This is a genomic window from Stenotrophomonas sp. PS02297, assembly GCF_029959705.1.
GTDB lineage: Bacteria > Pseudomonadota > Gammaproteobacteria > Xanthomonadales > Xanthomonadaceae > Stenotrophomonas > Stenotrophomonas nitritireducens.
The window spans coordinates 1-4,012 of the sequence record NZ_JASCOS010000199.1; the positions used below are offsets into that span (position 1 = coordinate 1).

Genomic DNA, 4,012 nt, shown 5'->3' on the forward strand with positions numbered 1-4,012 from the left:
GCACGGCGCTGGCGCGGCGAGTCCCGGTCATGGGAATACCGCGGGCCGCGGGTTCTGTCGCGCCGGGCAACGCCCGGCGGAGGCTTTCCCGGCAAGGCTCCGGCGGGGCGTTGCCCCGCTCTACAAGGGGCCTCGGGTTCTGTAGCGCCGGGCAGCGCCCGGCGAGGGCTTTCCCGGGAATGCTCCAGCGGGGCGTTGCCCCGCTCTACAAGGGCCTCGGGTTCTGTAGCGCCGGGCCACGCCCGGCGAGGGCTTTCCCGGCAAGGCTCCAGCGGGGCGTTGCCCCGCTCTACAAGGGGCCTCGGGTTCTGTAGCGCCGGGCAGCGCCCGGCGAGGGCTTTCCCGGCAAGGCTCCAGCGGGGCGTTGCCCCGCTCTACAGGGGGCCTCGGGTTCTGTAGCGCCGGGCAGCGCCCGGCGAGGGCTTTCCCGGTAATGCTCCAGCGGGGCGTTGCCCCGCTCTACAAGGGGCATCGGGTTCTGTAGCGCCGGGTAGCGCCCGGCGGGCGTTCCCGGTGAAGCCTCCGCGGGGCGGCGTCCCCTTCATGCCGCATGAGGCATAGACTCGCGCCATTCCCCGACCGGAGTGGCCTCCATGCGAACCGTTCGACAATGGCAGTTGGCGTTACTGGTGGTGTGCGCGTCGGCGGCGATGCCGGCGCTGGCGAAGATGCAGCAGCGGCCGGTGGAATGGCAGCTGGACGGCGCCCGCTACAGCGGCGTGCTGGTCTATGACGACAAGGGCGATGCGCGGCGCCCGGGCGTGGTGATGGTGCCGAACTGGCGTGGCGTGAACGCCTCGGCGATCGAGAAGGCCGGACGCATCGCCGGCGACGATTACGTGGTGCTGGTGGCCGATGTCTATGGCAGCGCCGTGCGGCCGAAGGACAACACCGAAGCGGCCGCGGCCGCGCAGCCGCTGCTCAGGGATCGCGCCCGCCTGCGCGCCCGCGCCCATGCGGCGCTGGAGGCGTTGAAGGCGCAGGCCGGCAAGGCGCCGCTGGACGTCTCGCGCATCGCCGCGGTCGGCTTCTGCTTCGGTGGCAGCACTGTGCTGGAAATGGCGCGCGCGGGCATGCCGCTGGCCGGCGTGGTAAGCCTGCACGGCGGGCTGGCGTCGCCGGTGCCGGCCGCGGCGCACAGCGGCAGGGTGCCGATGCTGGTGCTCAACGGCGCCGCCGACCAGGGCGTGACGGCCGAGGACATAACCGGTTTCGGCAGGGAAATGGACGCGGCCGGCGCCGACTGGCAGTTCGTCAACTTCAGCGGCGCGGTGCATTGCTTCGCCGAATCCGATGCCAACAGTCCGCCCGGCTGTGTGTACGACCCGCACGCGGCCAGGCGCGCCTGGAAGATGATGGGCAATTTCCTGGAAGAGCGCTTCGGCGATTGAGCCGTAGCCGCGGGGCCTGCCCCGCAGGGCGCTTTTCCGGGGAGGCCCGATGCGCGGTGAGCCCGCATCTACGTGCAGAGGGACAACCGTAGCTGCGGGGCCTGCCCCGCAGGGGACTTGGCGAAGGCGGATCAGCGGGCCAGTCTGGCGCGGGCGGCGTCGATCGCGCCGGTGATCGCGGCGCGGGCCTGCGGACTGTTGCGCCAGCAGCTGCTGCCGAGCATCGCCGAAGCCTGGGCGACGATGTCGCCGGGTTCGGCCTGCGCCAGTTGCCGCAGTGTGTGAAAGCCCAGTTGTTCCAGCCGCGCCACCACGGTGGCGCCGACGCCTTTCACCGCCAGCAGCACGGCGCGCTCTTCGTCGCTGAAGTGTTGCAGGTCCGTCATCGGGTCAGTGGCTGCGTTCGACCGCGTAGCGGGCCAGCCCGCGCAGGGCGGCGACCGCATCGCTTCCGGGCAGCCCATCGAGCGCGCGCTCGGCGGCGTCGGCGTATTCCACCGCACGCTGGCGGCTGTACTCCAGGCCGCCGGTGGCGCGGATCGCGGCCAGCACTTCCGGCATCGCCCCGGCGTCGCCGTCCTGCACGATTTGGCGCAGGCGCTCGCGCACGGCGTCGTCCGAATGCGCCATCGCATGGATCAGCGGCAGCGTGGCCTTGCCCTCGGCCAGGTCGTCGCCCAGGTTCTTGCCCAGCTCCTCGGCGTTGGCCGAGTAGTCCAGCACGTCGTCGGCGATCTGGAACGCATAGCCCAGGGCCATGCCGTAGTCGTACAGCTGCCGCTGCACGGTTTCGCCTGCGCCGCTGGCCAGCGCACCCAGGCGGGTGCCGGCGGCGAACAGCACCGCGGTCTTGCGCTCGATCACGCGCAGGTAGGCGGCTTCGTCGGTGTCCGGGTTGTGGACGTGCAGCAGCTGCAGCACCTCGCCCTCGGCGATGCGGTTGGTGGTGTCGGCCAGGATCCGCATCACCGGCATGCGGTCCAGCTCGACCATCAGCTGGAAGCTGCGCGAATACAGGAAGTCGCCGACCAGCACGCTGGGCGCGTTGCCCCACAGCGCGTTGGCGGTGCTGCGCCCGCGGCGCAGGTCCGATTCGTCCACCACGTCGTCGTGCAGCAGGGTGGAGGTGTGGATGAACTCGATGATCGCCGCCAGCTGGTGGTGCTCGGGGCCGGCGCCGCCGGCGGCGTGGCCGGCCAGCATCACCAGCATCGGCCGCAGGCGCTTGCCGCCGGCGGAGATGATGTGGTCGGCGATCTGGTTGATCAGCGCCACGTCCGAGGACAGGCGATGGCGGATCAGGGCATCGACGGCGGCCATGTCCGGGGCGGCGAGGGTCTGGATGGCGGGCAGGCCCAGCGCGGGGCGGAGGTCTTCGGCGATGCTCATGCGATGGCGTCGGGGGGCGTGGGGGAATTATAGGCGGTGGCGTCGACGGGCGGGCGCGGGCGCCTGCAAGGCCGTGAACACGCATGCACTGCGCTCCATGGCTCCGGTGCCGCCGCCAAGCTGGCCTGTCATCATTTTGGCGGCGGCCCGTACGCCATCCCATACGCGCCGATGACGTTCCACGACAACCACCACATGCCGCCCCTGCCTTTGCCGCGTGGCACCGACGCTACAATCCTCGCCCCGCCGGATACCGCCCGCCATGGACACGCTTCCCCCGCAGACCCCGCTTGAAACGCTGCTGAAGGCGGCCATGGACGGTACGCTGCCGATCAAGGCCTTCATGCAGGCCTTCGTCGCATCGGAGGTGCTGCTGCTCACCGGCAGCCTGGTCACGCCCGACGGCAGCGGCTTCGATCCACTGCTGTTCGACAAGCAGGGCGTGCTGCACGTGGCGGTGTTCACCGACATGGCGCGCGTCGGCTTCCACGCACAGCAGGCGCCGCACACGCTGCGCTGGCCGATGCTGGATGTGCTGCGCCGGGTGCCGGGCGGTTACGGTGTGGTGGTGAACCCGGGAACGCCGCTGGGTTTCGAGATATCGCCCCCGGGCATAGGCGAACTCCTCAAGGATTTCAGCTGATCGCCGACGTCCCGCCGATCGCCGGCCTCCGACTCTTGTAGGTGCGGCTTCCGCCGCGAACCCTTCCATGGCCCTGCCGGGAAAGCGCCATCGCGGCTGAAACCGCTCCTGCCCCGTTGTTCCCGCGCCGTTGCCGTTCTCGAAATCGGCATGCCAGTCGCTGGACAGCGGCTGGAACGACGCCGGCAGGTGCTGTTCCCTGTCATCGCGCAGGCGCAGGCGCAGGCGCAGGCGATCGGGCCCGGCATCGAGTGGAAGAACGGATTGATCAGCGAGTCGTCCGGCGTCGGATCCTCGAAGAACAGCAGCGCCAGCATGCCGGTCTGCTGGCAGCGCAGGCTGGAGGCGTTCTTGCCGGCCTTGCAGTTCCGCTGCCGGGCGATCTCCAGGATGCGCCGGCGGATCTCGACGCTGGCATGGGGCCGCCACGCAGGGCGCGCGACACCGTCGGCTGCGACACGCCGGCCATGTGCGCGCCATCCAGTGGCGTGGTTTTGCCCTCGATGACCCCCATTGGCCGGCAGGGTGAAGGCGCCGGCCACCCCGCCATGCGGCCGCGGGAAGAACGCCGCCGCGCCGGGTCAGCGCA

The 4,012-nt window shown here is 70.9% G+C and carries 4 protein-coding genes and 1 pseudogene; 2 read left to right on the forward strand and 3 right to left on the reverse strand.

The window, feature by feature from the left end; all coding sequences use genetic code 11:
* Positions 1-593: 593 nt before the first annotated feature.
* Positions 594-1,391: a dienelactone hydrolase family protein gene (locus tag QMX80_RS18685; protein WP_282278680.1), complete on the forward strand. Its 798-nt coding sequence runs from the start codon at positions 594-596 to the stop codon at positions 1,389-1,391.
* Positions 1,392-1,522: 131 nt separating this feature from the next.
* On the opposite strand, the gene QMX80_RS18690 is transcribed toward QMX80_RS18685, so the two are convergent.
* Both QMX80_RS18690 and QMX80_RS18695 read right to left on the reverse strand, forming a co-directional pair.
* Complete coding sequence (locus QMX80_RS18690; RefSeq protein WP_282278681.1) at positions 1,523-1,777, reverse strand: helix-hairpin-helix domain-containing protein; 255 nt, start codon at positions 1,775-1,777, stop codon at positions 1,523-1,525.
* Positions 1,778-1,781: 4 nt separating this feature from the next.
* Positions 1,782-2,780 (reverse strand): polyprenyl synthetase family protein, encoded by a 999-nt coding sequence (locus QMX80_RS18695; RefSeq protein WP_282278682.1) that lies wholly within the window; start codon positions 2,778-2,780, stop codon positions 1,782-1,784.
* A 262-nt stretch (positions 2,781-3,042) separates the two neighbouring features.
* On the opposite strand from QMX80_RS18695, the gene QMX80_RS18700 reads away from it, so the two are divergent.
* Positions 3,043-3,423: an SseB family protein gene (locus QMX80_RS18700; protein ID WP_055768065.1), complete on the forward strand. Its 381-nt coding sequence runs from the start codon at positions 3,043-3,045 to the stop codon at positions 3,421-3,423.
* Between the two features lie 129 nt (positions 3,424-3,552).
* Here QMX80_RS18700 and QMX80_RS18705 read toward each other — a convergent pair.
* Positions 3,553-3,937, reverse strand: a pseudogene (locus QMX80_RS18705) (LacI family DNA-binding transcriptional regulator); the annotation flags it as partial.
* Positions 3,938-4,012 lie beyond the last annotated feature (75 nt).